General features: G+C 40.7%; 16 protein-coding genes. 9 read left to right on the top strand and 7 right to left on the bottom strand.

What is annotated here, in order from left to right:
• Positions 1-34: 34 nt before the first annotated feature.
• On the bottom strand, positions 35-760 hold the full coding sequence (locus FKV42_RS03970; protein WP_154808946.1) for an RAD55 family ATPase: 726 nt from the start codon (positions 758-760) through the stop codon (positions 35-37).
• Positions 761-1,060: 300 nt separating this feature from the next.
• Between FKV42_RS03970 and FKV42_RS03965 the strand changes: the two genes are divergently transcribed.
• Positions 1,061-1,540, top strand: coding sequence for an NOB1 family endonuclease (locus FKV42_RS03965; protein ID WP_154808945.1), 480 nt, complete (start codon positions 1,061-1,063; stop codon positions 1,538-1,540).
• A 52-nt stretch (positions 1,541-1,592) separates the two neighbouring features.
• Positions 1,593-2,204 carry an orotate phosphoribosyltransferase-like protein gene (locus FKV42_RS03960; RefSeq protein ID WP_154808944.1) on the top strand — a complete coding sequence of 204 codons (612 nt, stop codon included), beginning with the start codon at positions 1,593-1,595 and terminating at the stop codon, positions 2,202-2,204.
• A 46-nt stretch (positions 2,205-2,250) separates the two neighbouring features.
• Here the strand turns inward: FKV42_RS03960 and FKV42_RS03955 are convergent, their stop codons facing one another.
• The gene (locus FKV42_RS03955; RefSeq protein ID WP_154808943.1) at positions 2,251-4,374 is read right to left on the bottom strand and encodes a DHH family phosphoesterase; all 2,124 of its coding nucleotides are present in this window, start codon (positions 4,372-4,374) and stop codon (positions 2,251-2,253) included.
• 411 nt (positions 4,375-4,785) lie between these two features.
• Here FKV42_RS03955 and FKV42_RS03950 point away from each other — a divergent pair, with 411 nt between their 5' ends.
• Positions 4,786-5,550, top strand: coding sequence for a slipin family protein (locus FKV42_RS03950; RefSeq protein ID WP_023845080.1), 765 nt, complete (start codon positions 4,786-4,788; stop codon positions 5,548-5,550).
• Positions 5,551-5,560: 10 nt separating this feature from the next.
• The gene (locus FKV42_RS03945) at positions 5,561-6,904 is read left to right on the top strand and encodes an NfeD family protein (protein WP_154808942.1); all 1,344 of its coding nucleotides are present in this window, start codon (positions 5,561-5,563) and stop codon (positions 6,902-6,904) included.
• 52 nt (positions 6,905-6,956) lie between these two features.
• On the opposite strand, the gene FKV42_RS03940 is transcribed toward FKV42_RS03945, so the two are convergent.
• Both FKV42_RS03940 and hisH read right to left on the bottom strand, forming a co-directional pair.
• Positions 6,957-8,276: an AIR synthase-related protein gene (locus FKV42_RS03940; RefSeq protein ID WP_154808941.1), complete on the bottom strand. Its 1,320-nt coding sequence runs from the start codon at positions 8,274-8,276 to the stop codon at positions 6,957-6,959.
• A gap of 12 nt (positions 8,277-8,288) precedes the next feature.
• Complete coding sequence (gene hisH, locus FKV42_RS03935; RefSeq protein ID WP_154808975.1) at positions 8,289-8,897, bottom strand: imidazole glycerol phosphate synthase subunit HisH; 609 nt, start codon at positions 8,895-8,897, stop codon at positions 8,289-8,291.
• A gap of 162 nt (positions 8,898-9,059) precedes the next feature.
• Here hisH and FKV42_RS03930 point away from each other — a divergent pair, with 162 nt between their 5' ends.
• Both FKV42_RS03930 and FKV42_RS03925 read left to right on the top strand, forming a co-directional pair.
• The gene (locus FKV42_RS03930) at positions 9,060-9,551 is read left to right on the top strand and encodes a peptidase associated/transthyretin-like domain-containing protein (RefSeq protein ID WP_154808940.1); all 492 of its coding nucleotides are present in this window, start codon (positions 9,060-9,062) and stop codon (positions 9,549-9,551) included.
• Positions 9,552-9,581: 30 nt separating this feature from the next.
• Positions 9,582-10,013, top strand: coding sequence for a hypothetical protein (locus FKV42_RS03925; protein ID WP_154808939.1), 432 nt, complete (start codon positions 9,582-9,584; stop codon positions 10,011-10,013).
• A gap of 340 nt (positions 10,014-10,353) precedes the next feature.
• Here the strand turns inward: FKV42_RS03925 and FKV42_RS03920 are convergent, their stop codons facing one another.
• Positions 10,354-11,034 (bottom strand): hypothetical protein, encoded by a 681-nt coding sequence (locus FKV42_RS03920; RefSeq protein ID WP_154808938.1) that lies wholly within the window; start codon positions 11,032-11,034, stop codon positions 10,354-10,356.
• Between the two features lie 180 nt (positions 11,035-11,214).
• Positions 11,215-12,510: a UDP-glucose dehydrogenase family protein gene (locus FKV42_RS03915; RefSeq protein ID WP_154808937.1), complete on the bottom strand. Its 1,296-nt coding sequence runs from the start codon at positions 12,508-12,510 to the stop codon at positions 11,215-11,217.
• 147 nt (positions 12,511-12,657) lie between these two features.
• Here FKV42_RS03915 and FKV42_RS03910 point away from each other — a divergent pair, with 147 nt between their 5' ends.
• From FKV42_RS03910 to mntA, 3 genes are all read left to right on the top strand, one after another.
• Complete coding sequence (locus FKV42_RS03910) at positions 12,658-15,777, top strand: DEAD/DEAH box helicase (RefSeq protein WP_154808936.1); 3,120 nt, start codon at positions 12,658-12,660, stop codon at positions 15,775-15,777.
• Between the two features lie 81 nt (positions 15,778-15,858).
• Positions 15,859-16,416, top strand: coding sequence for a class I SAM-dependent methyltransferase (locus FKV42_RS03905; RefSeq protein ID WP_154808935.1), 558 nt, complete (start codon positions 15,859-15,861; stop codon positions 16,414-16,416).
• A gap of 329 nt (positions 16,417-16,745) precedes the next feature.
• Entirely contained in the window at positions 16,746-17,192 is a 447-nt protein-coding gene (gene mntA / locus FKV42_RS03900; RefSeq protein WP_154808934.1) for a type VII toxin-antitoxin system MntA family adenylyltransferase antitoxin, read from the top strand.
• Between the two features lie 36 nt (positions 17,193-17,228).
• On the opposite strand, the gene FKV42_RS03895 is transcribed toward mntA, so the two are convergent.
• The gene (locus tag FKV42_RS03895) at positions 17,229-18,815 is read right to left on the bottom strand and encodes a hypothetical protein (protein WP_154808933.1); all 1,587 of its coding nucleotides are present in this window, start codon (positions 18,813-18,815) and stop codon (positions 17,229-17,231) included.
• Positions 18,816-18,896: the final 81 nt, after the last annotated feature.

Genomic DNA, 18,896 nt, shown 5'->3' with positions numbered 1-18,896 from the left:
AATCCTGCTTCTTTTTAATGGAGAATGTTCCCAATTATATTAATCTATTTGTCTTTGAAGCAGCCTTCGAAGCAGACAGCTTGATTCCCTGTCCTGTTATGTTATAGTTCATGATTTCAAGTGATATATCCGTGTCTCTCATTTTAGGAATGTAAATGAACCGTTCCATTTTACCTGTATATGGATTTTCCTTTGTCATCAAACGGATGGTTCCACTACTTGAATATTCAGCTATCCTGTGAGTGAGCTCATGTGCGGTTGCATCCATTATTATAAGAGAGGTCCATTTTGATTCCGCGAACAGGTAAATAAGAGTATCAAGTTTATCCCTGAATACGTTTAATTCCTCTCCTATTGAAAAAGTACCCATATTATCAATGACAACTACTTCCACGTCTTCAGGAATGATGTATTTGATATTGCGTGGATCAGTTGTATTTGTGATAATGTTCGCGTATTTGTCTTCAAGGCCCTCTATTCTCTTTTCAAGCACGCGTATCATTGTAAGTTGTTTGTTTTCTACAAAGGGCTCAATGTCTAAACCAATACTTTTCCCATGTCGTATTATCTTTTCCGGAGTCTCTTCAGTTGCCAGTATTGCACATTTTTTACCTTCCATGCATGCATTGTAGGTCAGGTGCAATCCAAATATTGTTTTACCTGTTCCAGGTTCCCCTGTTACTAAATAAGCTTCCCCCGCAGGAAAACCTCCCTGTATCTTTTTATCGATTTCAGGGATTCCGGTAGATATTCTTTCCATAATTTACACCATACTTTCTTTGTATACGCCTGATACTAATAACATAATTGTAGTTTCATTAGCACAGAACTTTCCTTATTTGTTAGTATTCGGAGAGAATACCCTGATTCCTTCTTCTGTAATATTGTATCCAATAAGTTCCATGATTCAGGTTGATAATCTATCCATAGTTTATCTTCTCATTTTCGTATATACATATTAGTATCATGTTCATCTTATTATATATTAATATCGAATATATCTCATGTACACTTTTAGTAACAAAGAATTAATCTATATTCAGAAAGTATCTGGCATTATATGGAATACTACATCGCAGATTCTGCGGTCTTCATCATGGGCAGTGGAATAGAGCCTTATCGTATCATAACCATCCCTTCGGTAGTAAATGAACTGAAAAGCAGTGAAGCAGCAATGCGCTTTGACCTCGCCCGGGAAAGTGGTGCCAGGGTAGAGGTGCCGGAAGATGCTTTCCGTGAAAAGGTCATGGAGATTGCCAACAAGACAAAAGACTGCGAGGAATTATCCTCAACTGACATTGATATTCTGGCCAAGGCACTTGAATACAAAGGAAATTCAGTACTTCTGACCGATGACTATGCAGTCCAGAATGTCGCAAAGGTGTTGGGACTTGAAGTAAAGCCTGTAGCACAGAAACATATAAAGGATGTTCTTGTATGGCAAAAACAGTGTACCGGATGTCGGAGAAAATTTGATAGCGGTGATGTATGTCCTGTTTGTGGTTCTCCCTTGAAGAAAAGGCGTAAAAGAAAAATATAACATCTCGATTGATATATTACATATAAGTTAAAGATGAAAATACGGGGTACATATGAAGAATATTGATAAATTAATCCAAAAAGCCCTTGAATTACAGGCAAATGGTCTTGTTACAAGGCAAATTGCAGATGAGCTTAACGTTTCCCGGGAAACAGTCACATGGCTTCTGACACGCGCAAAGAAGGAAGAAGTTTCCTCTGCACCAAAAGACATATCGGTTAACTGGAGCAGTATAGGAATGAGTGCATTCAGGATGCGCCATGTAGGAATTGCCATGTGTGACATGGTCCTTGACACTGTAGAAGCAACAGGCAATGAAATCGATCTGGTGGTAGGAATTGGTCTGAGCGGAGTTCCTCTTGCAAGCCTTATGGCAGAAGAGCTCAGTACAGAACTTTCAGTTTACCACTCTTACAATGAGCAGGGTGATGACACAAAACTCAATGGTGCCTTCAGCAGGAATTTTGCAGGTATCAAAGGAAAGAAATGCATCATAGTGGATGATGTTATTACAACAGGTAACACAATGGCAGATGTTGTAACCCATCTGCGCAGTTCCGGTGCAAAACCTGTGGCAATTGCCGTACTTGTGGACAAGAGCGGTTCAGAAACCCTTTCTGAAGTTCCTGTACATTCACTTGTACGCATCACACGTGTAGACTGATCAAATCAAAAAAGAAATGATTATTTTTTTTGTTTTTCAGTAGGAGTTATTCAACTCCTACGGAACCTATTTTCTCTACAAGTTTGGAAAGCACTTCTGTACGCATACCCTGTACGAATTTGATACTTCCAACGACAAGGTGTCCTCCGCCGTTAACTCCGCCACCTTGTACTTCTTCGTAGAGTTCTCTTACCATCTGTGGTATGTTCATAAGAACTCCCTTTGAGCGGATTACAGCGAAGTCCGGTCCATATCCTATGGTTACTACAGGTTTGCCTTCGTATTTCTTGCACAATTTGTCGTGGACTTCACCTGATGTCTTTCCGGGTGGTGGGAATGTGAATGTGTGGGCATGATTCTCCACATCAAGAACATTGAGGATCGCACCATTTGGCAGGTCCTGAGATTTCACGTGGGCCATACAGACATCCATCTGTTCGGCTATCATCCCATTAGCCTGTTCACAAAGCACAGTGACAAGGTTCTTGTGTATAGTATGGTCACCGAAATCCAGGATATCGTCAAGCATGCCTTTTCCGGTGTTGAACTTAAGCCAGTATGCTGCAAAGTCAAGGGCAAGTGCCATGTCCCTCAAGTTTTGCTCGGTATACCTGTCAGATACCAGTTCTATGTATCTCCTTGCTTCTTCGGCTTCTGAGCGGTCACCAAGGGCAGCTACTGCAGGGAGGTGTTTTATTTCGTTTTCAACGTTGACATTTATCATACGTGCGACCTCGGTACAGAGCATACCTGCTGTCATACCGAAATCACCTCCGACATGTGCCGGGTTAACATGAGTTAACAGGAATTCATCGACCACATCGTCAGGCTGGTGGTGGTCCATGACTATCATCTGGATGCCGTACACCTGTGCCTGCTTCATTGCAGCCACGTTCTCGTTGGATGATCCGTTGTCCACACTTATAATTAGTGGCATCTTTTGTCCATGTCTGACTACATCTTCCAGTGCAAAGTTAATGTCACGGACAACATCGGTCACTTCATAGAACGGTGCCTTTGAAGGTGCACGCTTGTAGAAGTAATATTCTCCGTCTGCCCCGTTTACTTCTTTTATGAGCGGAATGATTGCCTTCTCAATAGCCAGTGCTGCAGTCATACCATCAGCATCGGCATGGTGGCGCAATAGAATAGGTGTGGATTTGATGATTGCCTTTCTAATTTCCTTTGCAGCCTTCTTCATGATAGGTCTGAGATTTTCAAGAACCTCACTCTCAACCATATATTCGATCTCATAAGGCTCCGCTCGTTTATCAATAGCGGCTTCTATGCGGTTAAGGATCTCAGCTTCCTGTGATCCGCTCAGTCTTTTAAGACTCTGTATCTCAAGCTGGAAACTGCCAGCACGGGCAGTAATCTCACCGGTAGCTGCAACAATCATATCTGCTTCAATTTCCGGATATGCTCTCTCACCTGCGCTCTCAAAGGCGGCACCGGAAACCTGTCCGGTTTCATCTGCAATTGTAAATATCGTAGGTCCTGCTGTCTGCTTGACCTGAATGACCTCACCCTGCACTTTTACCTTCTTGCCTACCATTTGTGGCATTTCGCTGGCAAGTATGATCGGGAGCTTCTTTTCAAGTTCAATGGTCTGGTATTCTTTCAACTTCCGTGGAACCAGATCCATTTTTCCTCTTGGTTTTATCTCCTTTAAGCTGACAATGACAGCTTCACCAACTTCCAGGGTTCCATTCATGTTGCTGGAATGAATAAGGCCTCTAAGATTAGAATTAAGATCAACGAATACCCCGAAATCAGCAATGTTCCTTACTGTTGAATGGTACATCTTACCGACTTCAAGTTCATCAAGGGTGCATGAGTTGTCAAGTTTGTAGACGATTTGCTTCTTTGCGCATGACTGGCATACCTCATCTCCATTATAAAGACGGTCCATTTCTGTTCCACAGACCTTGCACTTATAAAATACACCTTTGCCGGAGCATGCCACGCATTTCTCCCTCTCTTCAATTTCCCCTGTCCCGCTACAGTTGCTACAGGAAGAACCATTTTTCAGGAAATTTGCCATATCCTTTTCAGAAAGCTTCATAAAGTCTACTGACTTTGATTTTCCCGTTCCTTTGCACTCGGGGCATTTGGAAGTGCCTGTAACACTATAGCCTTTCCCGTTGCATTCTTTACATTTCTCGCTCATTGTATCTAGTCTTAGATAGTATATATTGGATTTATGTGTTTGCTTGTTATCCAGAGTGATTGAAAAAAGCGACATATTTATAATAGGTATTTATATGATCTTTGCAGCATTGCGTTTTTGACAAAGTTGTTTGAAATTATTAACGTCAAAATCAATCACATTAATAAACAATAAATGAGTTCTATTATTTGTTGGGTCTGAAATGTTATTTCAATAATAACAATGCTTTCATGCTTTCGTGTACATCCCCTCAAACAAGTACTCAGACCCAGCCTTCTATATCTTTTCTATTGTTTTTAATGTCCTGGAGAGATGGGCTTTTATTAGTTTCCACCGGTATATTTTTAAAAAGTAGGCTCCTTATATCTATTTAACAAGTTCTCTATTTCTTCTTCAGGAGAGTGGCAAAATATGGTTTTGACTGATATTCTTTTTCCGTTAGCTATAGTGGCAGTTATCATATTGTCCAAAGCTATTAAGATCGTTAATGAATATGAACGTGTAGTTATCTTCCGTCTGGGAAGGTTAAGTGGAGTTAAAGGTCCGGGTCTGTTTCTTATCATCCCGATAATCGATACGGTTGTAAAGATAGACCTTCGTGTGGTCGCAATTGACGTTCCAAAACAGGCAGTAATCACAAAAGACAATGTAACTGTAGCTGTGGATGCTGTCGTTTATTATCAGGTTATTGATCCTACAAAGGCAGTTAATGAGGTTGAGAATTTCAAGTATGCAACTGCAATGCTTTCTCAAACAACACTCAGGGATGTTATCGGCCAGCTTGAACTTGATGACGTGCTTTCAAACAGGGAAGATGTCAACAGGAACATCCAGGAGCAGCTTGATATTTCCACTGATCCATGGGGTATCAAGGTTACCGGTGTAACTCTGCGAGATGTAAGCATTGATGACACGATGCTGCGTGCGATCGCAAAACAGGCAGAGGCAGAACGTGAGAAGCGTTCACGTATCATACTTGCAGACGGTGAGTTCATTGCTGCTACAAAGATGAAAGATGCTGCACGCCTTTATGAGGAAGTACCTGTTTCAATCAAACTCAGGGAATTGCAGACATATGCCGAAATAGCAAGGGAAAAGAACATGATTGTTGTGGCTAATTCCACAGATGTTGCGGAAGTTGCAGCCTTTTCAAAGGCATTTACCAAAAAAGAGTGATGGAGGAATTATGCTACATAAGTGCCGGTCATACCTGAGCACTTTTCTTTTTTTTATATTGCTCTTTTCACTGCTTTCAGGTAATGCATGTGCTGCAGGACAACAGAAGGTTCTGGTTGTTGATATCTCGGATTCGATCACCCCTGTTACTGATGATATTGTAGCTGATGCTATAGCCTTTGCAGAAAGCGATGACTACGAAGCTCTTGTTATCACTCTTAACACACCTGGCGGCAATCTTGATGAAACACTTTCAATTATGGAGCAGATTGCTTCAACTGATGTTCCGGTAATAGGATATGTCTACCCGGAAGGAACAAAAGCATGGTCCGCTGGTACTTTAATTCTTATCAGTACTGACGTTGCTGCAATGGCACCTTATACTATAATTGGTTCCGCGCAGCCAGTCACAGTGACTGCCACCGGAAGCGAGCCTGTAGAAGAGGACAAGATAATCAATGCCATTGTCAAGAGAGCTACCGAGAATGCAAAAATGCACAGTCGTAACGAGACAGCAGCAGAACAGTTCATTACAGAAAACCTGAACCTTGATGCTGAAACAGCTCTTGAGTATGGGGTTATTGAGTATGTTGCATCTGATATCGATGACCTGCTCTCCCAGGTAGATGGTACCGAAGTAAAGGACAAGGTTCTTGAAACGGATGGTGCGGATATCACTTACTATGAGCCTTCTCTCAGGCTGGCTTTCATGGGCATAATCTCCAATCCACTGGTTTCCTCGATGCTTCTGCTTCTTGGTGTTTATGCCATTATACTTGGAATTTCACATCCGGGTTTTGGTGCTGAACTCTTTGGTGTGATCGCTATTGCACTCGGGCTTATAGGAACTGGCTTTGATGTGAATATCGGTGCATTGTTCCTGGTTGTTGCCGGTGTAGCGTTGCTGGTACTTGAATTCCAGGCTCCGGGATTCGGGGTTTTCGGGATTGCGGGTCTGGTATGCATAATTGCAGGCAGTATATTGCTGGTTCCAACTGATTTCCCAAATAACTATACTCCGGCAGAATTCCAGCGTACGCTGATAGTATCTGTGGCGACGCCAACAATATTGATCGGACTTTTCTTTGTGTTCATCATTTACAAGGTATTTGAGGTCAGGAGAAAGAAACCGCTCTTTGGTGAACTAATCGGTGACATGGCTGTTGCACTTGAACCTATTGGAAACGGAGAAACAGGATATGTTCTTCACAGGGGGCAACACTGGAAGGCACGTTCATCTGACATGATCGAGAAAGATGACAAGGTAAGTATTCTTGAAAAAGACGGTGTTGTGCTTGTGGTTGAGAAACTGAAAAGCGAATCAGAGTCTGAAAACAAGACTAATAATACGTAAGATTAAAAATTGAATGTGGAATTTTAAGTTTTAGGTAGAAAGGATGTCCTTTCTACTTTCTCCTGACCATTTCCACAACGCGGCGTTTCTTTTCAATAGCATTTAACGCTGCCCTGTCAATGGCTTTTTTCATTTCTTCAAAGTCACGCGGATTCTCGTCACCTATCATCTTCTTGATAGGTGTGTATGCTGATTCCCTGAAGCGTGGTGTGAAGTCTCTTGCTTCTCCGTCAATTATGACTTCTGCTCCGGTTCCTTCTACGACTTTTCCAATAACAGAAATATCCACATCTGCGCTTCTGACTGTTTTCATGATGTCTTCCGCATACTCTTCAGGTGCGATGATAAGCAGAGCATCAAGGGATACTCCAAGATAGTCGATCTCAAGTGATTCAAGCATCTCAAGGACTCTTGGGTTGACAAGTTTTCTCATTTCCTTTTCTTCAAAAATGAGCTTGACACCTGCTGTTCTGGATATTTCTTTAGCATCTCCGCGAATGCCACCGTTTGTGACATCTGTCATTGCGTGGATGTATTTCACAAGACCGGAATCCAGAAGTTTCTCGCATGCTTCGAGGAATTTGATATTGATGGTCTCGTCAACGATATCATGCATCTCATAGTAGAGAGCGGTTGTAGATATTGTTCCGCCGCCTGCTCCTTCTGTCATGAGGATGACATCTCCTACCTGTGTCTGCTCACGTGATGTCAGGTCGGTTGATACTCCAACAGCACCGACTCCTCCGGTCATGCGTTCACCGATTACCATGTCACCGCCGATTCTGAGGGTGCTTCCGGTTATGAGTGGGATGCCTGAAAGATCTGCCACTGCTGTGATACCTGCAATGTGATCAAAGACCTTGCCGACATCTCCGTCATCTGCTACGTGTATGTCAGAAAGCATTGCTACAGGTCTTGCACCCATAACATATACATCACGAAGTGCCGCCCTTGCAACGTGGAATCCTGCAAGGAATGAATAATCGCTAAGTCTGGAGTGCATGCCGTCGACGGTGAGAATGACATATTCTCCTCCATCGGATTTTACAACTCCTGAGTCATCAAGGTGTGTTGTGTCTACTACCGCTTTTGTCTTGCCGATGACTTCTGCGATCTTCTCATGTGTGTAGAAATCTCCAAGACCTCTGGAACCGACGCCGAATTCTCCCATTGTAACACCGGATACGGTGGGTTCGAGCACGTCACCTTTCAGAACAAGGGTTGCCTTTGCTTCGGTAATGGTTGCCTGTGCAAGCTTGCGTGCATGTTCGGGATTTGTGTTCTTGACTTCAAGAATTCTGGCGGTAAGTTTGTCTTCGAGGTCGGAATCGTTTTTCCTGATCCCTCGTTTTGCGTAGCCTTCAATATCCATATTTTCATTCCTTCAGCACATAGCAACAAAGTTCTTCAGTATTTTAAGGCCGGTATCACCGCTTTTTTCAGGGTGGAACTGAGTTCCGACCACATTGCCTGCATCATTGACAATGGCGGCTGCAAATTCTGTTCCGTATTCGCATGAAATCAGCGTGTTCTTATCTGTAGTGTCCACATAGTATGAGTGTACAAAATAGACAAATGAACCATCATTTATTCCATTAAATATTGGATGTTGCTGTGTAATTTTGATTGAGTTCCATCCCATGTGAGGGACTTTGAGATCGGAGTGTGGGAATCTGAGTACCTGTCCTTTTACAAGGTTAAGTCCTTCAGTGAGTCCTCCTTCTTCTGATGTGCTTAGCATCATCTGCTGGCCAAGGCATATCCCAAGCATTGGCTTTCCTGATGCCACATACTCATCGATGGTACTTCTGAGAGATTCCACGTTCTTCATTGCATCCCTGAAAGCACCGACTCCCGGAAGGATAACTCCATCTGCACTTTTTATCTCTTCAGGGTCACTTGAAATGATTACGTTGGCACCTGCGTGTTCCAGCCCCTTGCGAACACTTCTGAGGTTACCAAGTCCGTAATCGATGATAACGATCTTCTTCATGTGAGAATTAAAGAATGGTTTTGGTACATGAATGTAACGATGTGGGATTTTGTTTGGGTATTTCATTAATTATGACATTAATTATTCTGCACACTATATAAAAATCAGGAGCAAATCAATAAATTTATATTCAATGTTTATTTGTTAGCATTCGGTGATTTTTTGCAAAAGACTGAAAAACTATTTGATGATGATAGGGCCATTGAGCTTCCTATCAATATAGTCGTCATGTTGGTGGTTGGTATGGTTGCCCTTGCGGCACTTGTAGCTATTATCCCTCCCCCAACTAAGAATATGTCTGTTAATATAGTAGAGTCAGGTGAACAAAGTGCAGGCCCTACTGCCGGAAACACTGTCATTGTAGATTCAACAACAGCAAACTCCCCATTCACAGTAGATGTTTTGGTTTCAGTGGTTGATCCTGATGGTTATCCCGTGCGGGCTGCCAATGTAGTACTCAGGGGCCTTGGTGGTGTGGCAACAGGTACAACCGATGATTACGGAAATTGTACTCTTACCACAGCTTCCCCGGCTGGTTCCCAGGTAAGCCTTGGTCCTAACCAGAACGAAGGAAGCATGGACCTTACCATATCTGCAGATGGATTCTACGACTTTGAAAAAGCAGGCGCTGTAATGATAGTCAGGACTTCATGATCCTGCTATCTTTTTATTTTTTTGATTTTTATGTTTAATAATGAATCTGCATCCGTGGGCCTTCCCATAAGAATCGTTATTCTCACTATCATCGGAATGATAGGTATCTATACTATTCTCTCGGCTGTTACAAGTACGCCGTTTGTTCCTGATACTATGTTTGCATCTTCCAATTGCAGCAGTTTCAATCTTACAAACGGGACGGGAGATTCCCCGTATCTCACGGTAAACGTTTTTGATAATGACGGAAGGCTGATAGGTGATGCAAATATCATTGTATGGGGACCTTCAAGAGAAAAAGTTGCAGGCGGGATTACAGATGCTGACGGTGAGTTTCAGTACAGGTTGCTGAACATCTCTCTCCCGCAGGGTAAGACCGAAGGATACCTTTCTGTCAAGGTTATGCAGGAAGGCTATCTTGATTATAGTAACGATTATTTCCTGAAAGTAAAGAAAGTGTGAGAAAATCTATCTGGTTTTCTCAGTCTTCTTTCTAATTTTGTAACCATTTAGTCATTCTTCTATTATACAAAAATTGGTTATGTCGATATGAGTGATACAAACATTGCTCTTTTTCATTTACCCAAAAACAACCGGCAAGCTAAAAACAAAGTAACCATCCGCCGAAGGCGGCATATTCCTATGCTTCTGTACAGAAGATTGTTCCAATGATTATTTTATTTATAATGACAATTCTACAGAAGTCCTGCGAAGAAAGTATTTCTGGGCATTGTTAAGACCTTTTTGTTTCGTCTTGTGGGAAAACGCCGGCTTCGCCGTACCCTTCGAGATAATTCAAGTTTCATGTTGTCCTTCTGTTGACCAGATAGAACTTCATGAGCACTGCAACAGCAAACACAAGGGCAATGCCGAATGAGAAATAAGCTGACTTTATGACATTCCATTGTCCATTCATGATGAGGAATCCGGTAAGTGCCAGGATGACAGCTCCCACGATGCCTGAGAGTTCCACAGGTACTTTTACAGAACCGATATTGATACGGTTGTGATTTTCGGCTTTTTCCAGGCGCATGTTCAGTTTTGATATCTCATTCCTGATTTCTACAGAGAGATTCTGCATTTCTTCTGTTTCCGAGTAGTCTTTTATCATGAACTGCTCTGTTAGTTTGCTATTCTCTTCCCGCAGTTCCATGATCTGTGAATTAAGGTTACTTATCTCAGAGTTGAGTTCCTGAAGTCTGGTTTCATATTCGTGGTTATGGGAACTGTTTAGTATCAGGTTGTTCATCTCGGTACGTATTGAGACAATTTCAGTCATTGTGCTCTCAAGTGCTTCCTCAAAATTTATCTCGTACTCCGGGATGGTATCTTCCACGGGCACGTCAACAGATAGCCTGCGTTCCACTGCACGCAGTCGTTTTTCCACACTTCTTACGGTCTGGTCAAGAGAGTGTAACCTGCCGTTGATATCGTCTTTTACCTGTTTGTCGTTTTTCATGGTCTGCACCAACAGACCTGTCATTTTTACTCAGAGTATTAAAAATCTTCGATTTTAGTCGGATAATTGAAGAGTTATATTTTCAGAATTAACATCAACGACATAGTATTTTTGTTTGTTCAGGGTGATAGGTGCGATTTTTTAGGGAAATAAAGGTTCAGTGCATGTCCCTGATAACCTTTTGAAAAAAGAGATAATATCTGCTTACCAGCAGATGCCCACGTAGTCGATCTCGGTGCTAAGTTTATCCGGATTGATAAGCTTCCTGCCGTCGATGACAACACGGTTTCCCATGAGGTCGAATTCTTTGTCAAGGTTCCTGAATTCGTTCCATTCGGTCATGATGAGACAACCATCAGCTTCTGTCAGGGCTTCGGATGCGCTCTTACAATATGCAACATCGTGGAAGAGTTTTTTCATGCCCTCTTCAGCCATCGGGTCGTATGCAGCGATATCAGCCCCAAGTTCCAGCAGTTTATCGATAACCGGAATAGATCTGGATTCCCTTATATCATCGGTGTCGTTCTTGAAGGCCAGACCAAGTACGGCTATTCTCTTGTTCTTGAGCTCACCGATCTTTTCCTGAAGCAGTTCGATCATCTTCAGGGGCTGTCTGTTATTTACATCAACAACGGACTGGAGAAGATCCGGGGCGTATCCGATCTGGTTCGCTTTGCCGATGAGTGCCTTTACGTCCTTAGGGAAGCATGAGCCGCCGAATCCCGCTCCGCAGTTAAGGAACTGGCGCTCAATCCTGAAGTCTGTTCCCACGGCATCCATGACCTCGTATGTATCGATTCCAAGCTGCTTGCAGATGTTCCCTACCTCGTTGGCAAAGGATATCTTGGTTGCCAAAAAGGAGTTGTTGACGTATTTGATCATTTCTGCTGTCCTTGGATTGGTGTGAGTGATCTCACATTCCAGCTTGCGATAGAGTTCTGATACAACAAAATAGGACCTCTCATCGATAGCACCAACCACGATCTTGTCAGGGTGCATGAAGTCATAGACAGCCTTGCCTTCCCTGAGGAACTCCGGGTTCATCACAACGCCAAAGTCCTTTCCTGCTTTTTTGCCGGAGTATTCTTCTACTATCGGAAGTACGACCTTCTCGGTTGTTTCAGGCACGACCGTGCTCTTTACAACCACTACATGATAGTGATCTTTCTTTGCAATAGCTTTCCCAAGGCTGGCACTTGCAGCTTTGACTATTGAGAGGTCAATGCTTCCATCTTCCCCTGATGGAGTTCCCACGCAGATAAATGATGCATCGGAGTTCTCAACAGCATAATCATAATCCGATGTGGCAATGAGTGTCTTCTGGCTGTACTTTGCCAGCAGTTCATCCAATCCCTCTTCCCAGATAGGTGCGGTTCCAGCATTGATTTGTTTTACTTTTTCCTCATCAATGTCGATGCAGATAACTTCATGCCCGAGTTCTGCAAAACAAGCGGCTGAGACGGAACCCACGTAGCCTGAACCAATAATGGATACTTTCATGATAAGATTCTCCTGAGGTGTAAATTGTTTGGGAGTGTATATTAGGATTTGGGATATGATTTTTGTAAACTTATCTTTCAAAAGCAATTTATTAATATATTCTTAACATAAGTCTCTTAACAAATATTGATTGTGAATGTGGATGCTATGAAATCAGGATTGTATGAACATATTGTAAATGAATTTCTTTCTGAAAACTTGTTCAACATTGATGACAAACATAAACATTTATCACGGCTAAATGATGCTGACAGCAACGATTATTTAGCACAATATCTGTATCGAGTCCTTTCTCATGCTTTATCTGAGATTAAAGGCGATAAGGATGGAAAATCAAAAATCGATAAACAGATAGAACTATGCAATGAAATAGTAGATATTTTAAATCGGTATGGTATCGAAACTCAAGGTTTAGATGTCTCTGAAACTGCTGAAAAACTCATGGCAGTTTTAGATGAAAACCTGAGTGTTGATTTCTCACGTCCCGATACTCCACTTTCTTTAGGTGCATTACTCACAGGCACAAGGCAGGATCCTTCGTTAGTTTCTCAACTTAAAAAAGAGATTTTGTCGTCTGATCGAGTGGATATCCTCTGTTCATTCATTAAATGGAGTGGCATCAGAATACTCCAAGAAGAGCTAAAGGAGTTCACTTCAAGAAAAGGAAGTGAATTAAGAGTTATAACAACCAGTTATATGGGTGCAACGGATTCAAAGGCAATTGAATTTTTAGAAAATTTGCCAAATACAACTTTAAAAGTAAGTTATGATACTAGAAGGACAAGATTACACGCAAAAGCCTATCTGTTTGAAAGGCAAACTGGTTTTTCTTCTGCATATATTGGTTCTTCTAACATCTCTAATGCAGCACTTACTGATGGATTGGAATGGAACATCAAAATTAGTCAGTATGAGCAGCCTTTTCAGTGGGTTAAAATAAAAGCTACTTTTGATACTTATTGGAATGATAGGGAATTTGAAACCTATAATAAAGATGACAAGTCTAGATTGATAAAGGCGTTACAAGCAGAAAAATACGATAGCAACACTGAATTTGTGATGCCAAATTTTGATTTAACGCCATATCCATTCCAAAAAGAAATTCTTGAATCAATATGGGCAGAACGTCAGCTACATAGAAACAAACACTTAATTGTAGCTGCAACAGGCACTGGAAAAACTATGATTGCAGCTTTTGATTTCAAGAAATTCAGGAAGGAGTTTTTTGAAACCCACAAAAGAGAGCCACGCTTATTGTTCATAGCACATAGAGAAGAGATATTAAAGCAATCTCTGTACACATTTAGAATGGTTCTAAGAGATCACAATTTTGGGGATATGATGGTTGGTGGAAATATTCCCGCAAATACGGAACAGATATTTTCATCAATTCAAACATATAACTCAAAAGAAATTCATGATCTTTTAGATTCAGAATATTTTGATTATATTATAGTAGATGAGTTCCATCATGCAGCAGCGCCGAGTTATAAATCCCTTTTAGATCATGTAAATCCAAGCTGTCTGTTAGGTTTAACTGCAACTCCAGAACGTGCTGATAATTTAGATGTTAAAACGTTTTTTGATAACCACATAACTGCAGAAATTCGTTTACCAGATGCGATAGATAGGAAGTTGTTGTGTCCTTTCCAATATTTTGGTATTACTGATAGTGTTGATTATTCCAAGTTGAAGTGGCAACGTGGTGGTTATGTTCAAAGTGAACTCAGCAAACTTTACACTGCAGATAATCATCGTGCAGAAATGATTTGTGAGAAAACTGTACAGACGGTATTGGATATCAGAAACACTAAAGGTTTAGGTTTCTGTGTTTCAAAAGCACATGCAGAATACATGTCTGGAATCTTCAATAAATATGGTATTCCAAGCGAGCATCTAACTTCTGATTCTACCAAAGATGTAAGAAGCTCTGTTCAAAAGAAGCTGTTAAACAAAGAGATTAACTTTATTTTTGTTGTAGATTTGTACAATGAAGGAGTTGACATTCCAGAAATCGACACCGTTCTCTTTTTACGTCCCACTGAAAGTTTAACAATATTCTTGCAACAATTAGGACGTGGACTTAGATTAAGCGATGACAAAGACTGCTTAACAGTACTAGATTTTGTGGGTCAAGCGAACAAAAACTATAGATTTGATTTGAAGTTCAAAACATTGATTGAAAATATAGGTCAAGACATTGCTTTAGAAATCGAGCAAGGATTCCCACATTTACCTGCTGGTTGTAGTATCGAATTAGAAAGGAAATCTAAGGAATACATATTAGATAACATTAGTCAAGCTCTTAATCTAAGGCGACAAACAATTGTGAATAGAATTTCTAGTTTTGTTGCTGACACGGGAATGGAATTATCTTTTGAGAATTTCATAAATTACTATAATTTAGACCTTGATGACATCTACAAAAAGATGTGCTGGTCAAGAGCACTAGCAGAAGCTCAAATCATAGATGATTTCAATGAACCCGATGAAGATAAATTAACTAGTGGCTTGAGAAGAATTCAACATATAGATGATATCTCTTACATCGATTGTGTTCTTAGGTATCTATCTGGCAAAAATATAGATGAAGCAGCTGTCTCTGAAAAAGAAAGATACTATTTGACAATGTTTGTTCTAACGATCTGGAACAAGGAAAAGTTTGCTTTATTAAAAGATGCGTTTTCTAAGTTGCTAGATAATTCTACAATCTATGATGAAATTATCATGCTGTTAGAATTCAAAAAGAGTATCATAAGAAATGTTTCTCCTGAAATAACATTGCCATATGTTTCATCTCTAAGTTTGCATTCTAAATACACACAAGCAGAAGCTCTTGCTGGACTTGGGTATTTTGATTTGCAAAATAATCATACCGTACAGGCTGGTGTACTGCCAATCAAAGATAAAAAGACAGATGTGTTTTTCATCACATTAAACAAGAATGAAAAGGATTATTCTCCAACTACGATGTACAATGATTATGCAATTAATGAAAATCTCTTCCATTGGCAAAGTCAAGCATCAACTAAGGTTGATTCTAAAACTGGACAGAGATATATTAATCACAAAGATATGGGTCAAACAATTCTTCTTTTTGTGAGAGTAAACAAAAGTATCAATTCTTTATCTCAACCTTATTATTTCTTGGGGCCGGTGGAATACGTAAGTCATGAAGGTGAAAAACCTATCAATTTTGTATGGTCGCTAAAGTATCCAATGCCTGCACACTTATTAAGAGAAACAGCAAGGCTCATAGTTGGATGATATTTTTTATTTCTCTATAGAAAGCTTATTTATCCCCACAAACCCAACTTCCTAATAATCCCTCCAAAAGAGCACCCTCACATGTCCCACGACAAAACCAACGTATGCCCTGTAGAAAAGTCCGGCAGCCTCGATAACAGGATTCGCAGATGGCTGCAGAATCCGCAGAAGATACTCGGTCCCTATGTCAGGGAAGGGATGGAAGTTCTGGAAATTGGCTGCGGTCCGGGATTTTTCACAATGGACATGGGTCGGATGGTCGGAAAAAGCGGTCGTGTGGTGGCAGTTGATCTTCAGGAAGGCATGCTTCAGAAGGTAAAAGAGAAGATCAAGCTGTCTGGGGAAGAACTGAATATAGAGCTTCACAAATGCGAAAGTGACAGAATAGGAGTATCCGGGGAGTTTGACTTTGTTTTTCTTTTCTACGTTGTTCACGAACTGCCGGATAAGGAGAGTTTCTTCAGGGAACTGTCTTCCTTGATTAGAAAAGATGGCAGTATTCTCATAGTTGAGCCACCGATGCATGTTTCAAAACAGGCATTTGGTGAGATGCTTGATATTGCCGGTAAGGTCGGGTTTGTGGTAGTGGACAGGCCGAAGATGTTTCCTAATAAGGTTGTGTTGTTGGGAAAAGCTTGAGTTATGATGCTGGAATATTTTGATTGAAAGTTCCCACAAAGTTTACGATTCTTCTTCATAAGGTGAGTTATCGTTAACTTTACGATTTAACGATAGCAAAATTCAGGACAAAAATACTTGTCAATAGGCCTAATTCACGGCAAATTCTATCGTTAACCCCAGTTAACGATTTTGCTTAACGATAAACCCTGAAAATGCTCTATTGTAAACTTATACGCAGGTGACTACAAAACCCCACATAAAATGTGGTCACCCATAAACTCAACATCACTCAATCTTTATTACTTAAAAACACATAGAAAAATTTAGAAATCCTTGTCGTTTTTATCATGATAGAAAGAGCTCCGTGTCTTAACAAAGAAGAACTTCTTCCTCTTCTGAGAGAATTCTTTCGTAAAGAAGAATCTGTTGAGCTTGCCTACCTTTTTGGTTCGGTTGCAGAGGACACGGCAGGTCCGTTGAGTGATGTGGACATCGGTGTTTATCTTTCTGAGACACTAACGGAAAAAGAAAGGATCTACAAACGGATTGACCTGATAAATGAGCTTTCCGACCTGCTGAAAAGTGATAAACTGGACCTTATCGTGATCAATGACACAGGTTATGTTCTAAATTTTGAGATAATAAGGCCAAATGTCCTGATATTTTCACGGCATGAAGGTATGCGTGTGGATGTAGAGTGCTACATCATGTCAATGTATCTTGACTGGAAATACTATGAGGACAGGTATAACAAGCATTTTCTTGAAAGAATTACAGAAAAGGGAACAATTTGATGCGTTTTGATATGATTGCAATTAAAAGATAATCATTCATTCTTGCTCATCTTCACCAGTTTCATTTTCACCTGCACCAGTTCCATAAGGCTGGTCGAATGCTATTCCTGTAATAACCCAGCTCGAATCGCTTTTTTGCAACTGGAAATATACGGAAATGACAATCGGATCATTCTCATTTCCCACGGTGTCAAAGGTGACTGCGGTACAATTACTTTCAATAAACGCAAGGTCATCTGCAACAGTTGTTGACACTATATTGAACTCTTTGATTCCACCTGCTTCTATTCCATTGTTGGCTAAAATCATCTTGATACTTGCAGGCACAAGGAAATCCTGTCCCTCGCATAGATTGAAAGCAGTGGTAAAATCACCTTCATTTGTAGCATTGAAAAAGGTTATAACAACATTCTCCGCAGAAGCGGATGACGATGAAGCGTATTCTCCTGCGATTCTTTCTTTTAATCCTGTATTTTGTATCAGAAGCACAGCACTTAACAAAACAAAAGCAATGACCAATGCCTGTCTTAGCATTTTTTTCTTTGATCTTTCAGGTCTCTTTTCAGTCGCTTTTTCTTTTCTGGTAGGGCTGGTGCTGCGGACGTTTCTTAGCTCTCTTTCAGAAGTAAAAAGTTCCTGGGGATATGAAGAATCTGAAATGTCTGAATCCGTGCTGGCAGCTATTTTGGTATCAGGCTTATTTTTAACCTCTTTCAAATAAGAATCATACATTCTGGCAACATCGACATCTTCAGGTTTCAGGTAATTTTGCTTATCCCCTTTAAGGTCATTTGACCTGCTTTTTTGCATTAGATCTCTTTTAGTATTTACCGAAAATCCATTGTTTCCAGTCGATAAATTGCTTCTCGGAACTACTGTATCTATAATATTGGTTATCAGCTTTTTTTTGATGAACCCTATATCATTTGCAGAATTGACTGTACTGACAAGATTTTTGAGCCCGGACACGATCTCATTGAGAAAACCATCTAACCCTGACTTCCTGTCAGAAGCTGCCCTGAACATAATCTGGGTCAGTCCTGCATTTTCTTTTATCAGGGATGTCAGCAGGTAATGAGTATTACTGTCTGTTGCTTCACTTGAAAAATGGAGTACGCTACCTTCTTTGATTGCATATCCATCTACAGCATAGAGATTTCTTGCACAGGTCTGCATCAGGAAAGATATTATCTGTTCTGCACTAATATCTTCAAAATTAATTCCAAGGTCAACAGTGTTCCATGTGCCGGATAATTGAAGAAAGTCCTCTCTTGTAAATGGCTTTGCGTTCAGGAAAGGGACAATACAATGAACTTCTTTTGCCTGCATGGCAACCATATGCTTTTCGCGGTTAGTATCACGATATATTATACTCGCTTCTATCTTTTCGTTATGGATACATGTCGTGGGCTTCAGGACAAATTTTGCAGTTTTTGCAATGGTTGGCGGGATGTTTCCCAGTTTCAGTATTCTATCTTCCTGTAACTCGAAAACAGATTCATTATAATCAAGAATAACCTGCACATCAGAAATAGCAATATCTGTATTATTGGTAATCCTGATCCCGAAGATTATAGTGTTGTTCGGGAGGATCTCATAGCCACGTTTTATATCAACATCCATTCTAATTAAAAATTAATTATTTTTGCATATAAATAGGTTTTGAACTCTTCAATGGCTGTTTGTAAAATTCGTTAATGTATG

Source organism: Methanolobus vulcani (assembly GCF_006546655.1).
GTDB classification, from domain to species: domain Archaea; phylum Halobacteriota; class Methanosarcinia; order Methanosarcinales; family Methanosarcinaceae; genus Methanolobus; species Methanolobus vulcani_A.
The sequence above is the reverse complement of the archived record's forward strand: the minus strand, read 5'-3'. Positions and strand labels throughout refer to the sequence as shown.

What these genes read in the sequence shown, in the direction of transcription:
- FKV42_RS03970 (WP_154808946.1), bottom strand. Translation starts at nt 760, where the DNA reads ATGGAAAGAATATCTACCGGAATCCCTGAAATCGATAAAAAGATACAG.
- FKV42_RS03965 (WP_154808945.1), top strand. Translation starts at nt 1,061, where the DNA reads ATGGAATACTACATCGCAGATTCTGCGGTCTTCATCATGGGCAGTGGA.
- FKV42_RS03960 (WP_154808944.1), top strand. Translation starts at nt 1,593, where the DNA reads ATGAAGAATATTGATAAATTAATCCAAAAAGCCCTTGAATTACAGGCA.
- FKV42_RS03955 (WP_154808943.1), bottom strand. Translation starts at nt 4,374, where the DNA reads ATGAGCGAGAAATGTAAAGAATGCAACGGGAAAGGCTATAGTGTTACA.
- FKV42_RS03950 (WP_023845080.1), top strand. Translation starts at nt 4,786, where the DNA reads ATGGTTTTGACTGATATTCTTTTTCCGTTAGCTATAGTGGCAGTTATC.
- FKV42_RS03945 (WP_154808942.1), top strand. Translation starts at nt 5,561, where the DNA reads ATGCTACATAAGTGCCGGTCATACCTGAGCACTTTTCTTTTTTTTATA.
- FKV42_RS03940 (WP_154808941.1), bottom strand. Translation starts at nt 8,276, where the DNA reads ATGGATATTGAAGGCTACGCAAAACGAGGGATCAGGAAAAACGATTCC.
- hisH (WP_154808975.1), bottom strand. Translation starts at nt 8,897, where the DNA reads ATGAAGAAGATCGTTATCATCGATTACGGACTTGGTAACCTCAGAAGT.
- FKV42_RS03925 (WP_154808939.1), top strand. Translation starts at nt 9,582, where the DNA reads ATGTTTAATAATGAATCTGCATCCGTGGGCCTTCCCATAAGAATCGTT.
- FKV42_RS03920 (WP_154808938.1), bottom strand. Translation starts at nt 11,034, where the DNA reads ATGACAGGTCTGTTGGTGCAGACCATGAAAAACGACAAACAGGTAAAA.
- FKV42_RS03915 (WP_154808937.1), bottom strand. Translation starts at nt 12,510, where the DNA reads ATGAAAGTATCCATTATTGGTTCAGGCTACGTGGGTTCCGTCTCAGCC.
- FKV42_RS03910 (WP_154808936.1), top strand. Translation starts at nt 12,658, where the DNA reads ATGAAATCAGGATTGTATGAACATATTGTAAATGAATTTCTTTCTGAA.
- FKV42_RS03905 (WP_154808935.1), top strand. Translation starts at nt 15,859, where the DNA reads ATGTCCCACGACAAAACCAACGTATGCCCTGTAGAAAAGTCCGGCAGC.
- mntA (WP_154808934.1), top strand. Translation starts at nt 16,746, where the DNA reads ATGATAGAAAGAGCTCCGTGTCTTAACAAAGAAGAACTTCTTCCTCTT.
- FKV42_RS03895 (WP_154808933.1), bottom strand. Translation starts at nt 18,815, where the DNA reads ATGGATGTTGATATAAAACGTGGCTATGAGATCCTCCCGAACAACACT.